General features: G+C 56.2%; 4 protein-coding genes and 1 tRNA gene. All 5 read left to right on the top strand.

Annotation, left to right across the window (positions count from 1 at the left end; all coding sequences use genetic code 11):
* The first annotated feature begins 65 nt into the window (after window positions 1-65).
* The 5 genes from V3W31_00570 to pyrF all read left to right on the top strand — a co-directional run bounded on the left by V3W31_00570 (window position 66) and on the right by pyrF (window position 3210).
* Window positions 66-161, top strand: a tRNA-Sec gene (locus V3W31_00570).
* Window positions 162-365: 204 nt separating this feature from the next.
* On the top strand, window positions 366-635 hold the full coding sequence (locus tag V3W31_00565; GenBank protein ID MEE9613431.1) for a MerR family transcriptional regulator: 270 nt from the start codon (window positions 366-368) through the stop codon (window positions 633-635).
* An 11-nt stretch (window positions 636-646) separates the two neighbouring features.
* Window positions 647-1825, top strand: coding sequence for a KamA family radical SAM protein (locus V3W31_00560; GenBank protein MEE9613430.1), 1179 nt, complete (start codon window positions 647-649; stop codon window positions 1823-1825).
* 62 nt (window positions 1826-1887) lie between these two features.
* Window positions 1888-2466: an orotate phosphoribosyltransferase gene (gene pyrE / locus V3W31_00555; protein ID MEE9613429.1), complete on the top strand. Its 579-nt coding sequence runs from the start codon at window positions 1888-1890 to the stop codon at window positions 2464-2466.
* Between the two features lie 12 nt (window positions 2467-2478).
* Window positions 2479-3210, top strand: a complete 732-nt coding sequence (gene pyrF, locus V3W31_00550) for an orotidine-5'-phosphate decarboxylase (GenBank protein ID MEE9613428.1) — start codon at window positions 2479-2481, stop codon at window positions 3208-3210.

Below are 3210 nucleotides of genomic sequence, written 5' to 3'. Positions count from 1 at the left end.
TGGGGGGAAACTTTCTACAGAAAGTTTCCCCCCGGAAAAGGTCTACCGCTACCGCTCGTCAAAGTGGAAGGGGATAGGGCCCGGTGGCCTTGCGGGTCTTCAAAACCTGTCGGCCGTCTTAACAGGGGGCTGGAGGGTTCGACTCCCTCCCCTTTCCGCCAACTTTTATTTAGCGCCTTCTTTTTTGGAAGGCGCTCTTTTATTTTCGGAAATTTATTTTTTCGTTTTTATCGAACGAAATTTTTCTTCTTAAAAGATTTTTTTCGCTTGACAAGTTTAAAATTAATGCTATTATAAATTTGAACTAAGTATAAAAGTATCTTTAATGATAAAGATGACTTTGTTCTCAATGAACAGGCCAGCAAATGAGAACTCCGGAGCTCTTGCAGAAGATAGACATACCGAGGCAGAAACTCTACTACCTCGAACAGAAGGGGTACATCAAACCGCAGAAGACCGTCATAGGAGAAAAGGCGTTCAGGGATTATACGGATGACGACGTGGAAAAAGTGGCGTGCATCTGGAATTACCTTAAAAAAGGTTTCAAATATAAGGTTGCTTACGAAAAGGCCATGGAGGAACTCTCCGATCCCCAGATGAAGCTCATTAAGGACAGGAACACCGGCAAGAGGTAGGAGGTATGCGTATGGCACGGCCTTTACGAAAGACCGAACCCTCTGAAAGCAATCTGGCAAGGGCCCTCCCGGACGAGCTTATCCCGGAGCCCCACCGGCACCCGGAATACGGGGACTGGAAGTGGCAGATTAAAAACAGGATAAGCTCGCTGGAAGACATAGAGCCCCTGATAAAGTTGACCCGCGCGGAGAAGGAAGGCATAAAGAGGTCCGGCGGGCGGCTCAAGATGGCGATCACCCCGTACTTCTTCTCCCTTATAGATAAAAACAAGCCCACCTGCCCCATCCGCCGCCAGGCTGTCCCGAGAGTGGACGAGTTCGGTGTCTCCTCCTGCGAGATGGTGGACCCCTGCGGCGAGGACTCGCACTCGCCGACGCCGGGGCTCGTGCACCGCTACCCCGACAGGGTGCTCCTGATAGTGACCGACGCCTGCGCCATGTACTGCCGCTACTGTACGAGAAAGAGGATGGTCGGGGAAAAGCACCCGCCCCTGAATCCGGAGCAGTTCGAAAGGGCATACAAATATATAAAGAGCAGAAAGACCATACGCGACGTGCTCATCTCCGGCGGCGACCCGCTTATGCTCGACACGAAGCACCTCGAGCGCTACATAAAGCGCCTTAGCTCCATAGAGCACCTCGACATGATAAGGATAGGCACCAGGATCCCAGTGACGCTGCCCATGAGGGTGGACCGGGAGCTGGTCGATATGCTTAAGAAGTACCACCCCCTCTATATGAGCATCCACTTCTCACACCCGAAAGAGATAACCCCCGAGGTCGAGCGCGCCTGCACGATGCTCGCCGACGCCGGCATACCGCTCGGGAGCCAGACCGTTCTCCTGAAGGGCATAAACGACGACGCCGCGATAATGAAGAAGCTCGTCCACGGCCTCCTTAAGATACGGGTAAGACCGTACTACCTCTACCAGTGCGACCTCGCCTTCGGCACAGAGCACTTCAGGACCCCCATATCCGTGGGCACCGAGATAATAGAGAAGCTAAGGGGGCACACCACCGGCTACGCGGCCCCGACCTTCGTGGTGGACGCGCCCGGAGGGGGCGGGAAGATAGCGGTCGGGCCGGACAACATCGTCTCCAGGGAAGAGGGAAGGATCAAGCTCCGCAACTACGAAGGGAAGATATTCGAGTACGTGGAGCCGCAGGGACCCCCCGCAAAAAAGAGATAACAGCCGCCCGGTAAAGCCCGCCTTGACACTGTCTTCTTCCCGTTATATGCTTAACCCCGACAATGGTCCAGAATAACTCAAAGCAGGCCCTCCTGAAACTCCTCTACGAGAGGAGTTTTCGTTACGATTCGGCCAAAGGGTTCGTCCTCGCTTCAGGCACTAAGAGCGACATCTACGTCGACGTGAAGAAGACCGTCCTGAGCCCGCCGGGGGGTGAACTCACGGGAAGGGTCCTCTACGATATGATAAAGGACGACCCGATAGACGGCATAGGAGGGTTAACGCTCGGTGCCGACCCGCTTGCCTATGCAACCGCACTTATAAGCAGCATGGAAGGGAAACCCCTTTCGGTCTTTATCGTAAGGAAGGAGTCCAAGAAGCACGGCACCCGGCGCTGGGTGGAGGGCAGCCTCGAAGAGGGGGCGAGGGTCGTCGTGGTGGACGACGTCGTGACGACCGGGGGCTCCACCATTAAAGCCATAGAGCGGGCAAGGGAAGCCGGCCTTGAGGTAAAGAGGGTCATCGCGCTCGTGGACAGGAGCGAGGGTGGGAAGGAAAACATAGAGAAAGAGTGCGGCCTTCCTCTCGAAGGCGTATTCCAGAGGAAGGACTTTATCGACCTCCATGAGGCGGACAGGTAAACTTTTTTAACCATGCCGGGAATCTCTCCAAAAGACAGGATCATCCTGCCGCTCGACGTACCCACCACGGGCGAAGCGCTCTCGCTCGTTAAGACGTTGAAAGAGCACGTCGGGGTCTTCAAGATAGGGCTCGAGCTCTTCGTCGGCGAGGGGCCGGACGTGGTAACAAGGGTAAAGGCCGAGGCCCCGGACGCGAAGATATTCCTCGACATGAAGTTCCACGACATCCCGGCTACCGTCAGGGGGGCCATGAACTCCGCGGCCGGGCTGGGCGTTGATTTCGTAACGGTCCACTGCGACAGCCCCGCGCTGCTCGAAGCGGTGGTCGGGGCAGGTTCAAGAGAGTTAAAAGTCCTCGGCGTTACAGTACTTACGAGCCTCTCGCAGAACGACCTTGAGGAGGTGGCTCCGCGCCTGAGACTGCCGGAGGCCCTGGTCCTCCATCGCGCGAATCTCGCGAACGAGGCCGGGTGCGCCGGGATAGTCTGCTCCGGTCTCGAAGTAAAGTTGGTCAAGGAAGCGTTCGGCCCGGACTTTATAGCGGTGACCCCGGGGATAAGGTTTTCCGAAGAGAAAGAGGATAAAAAGGACGACCAGAAACGGGTCGTCTCTCCCTACGAAGCCGTCCGGGACGGTGCGGACTATATAGTGGTGGGCAGGCCCATCCGCCAGGCCCCGGATCCCAGGGAGGCCGCCGAGCGCGTCGCAAAAGAGATCCAAAGGGCGCTCTCGGAGATAGGCTGA

This window comes from Thermodesulfobacteriota bacterium, assembly GCA_036482575.1.
GTDB lineage: Bacteria > Desulfobacterota > GWC2-55-46 > GWC2-55-46 > JAUVFY01 > JAZGJJ01.
The sequence above is the reverse complement of the archived record's forward strand: the minus strand, read 5'-3'. Positions and strand labels throughout refer to the sequence as shown.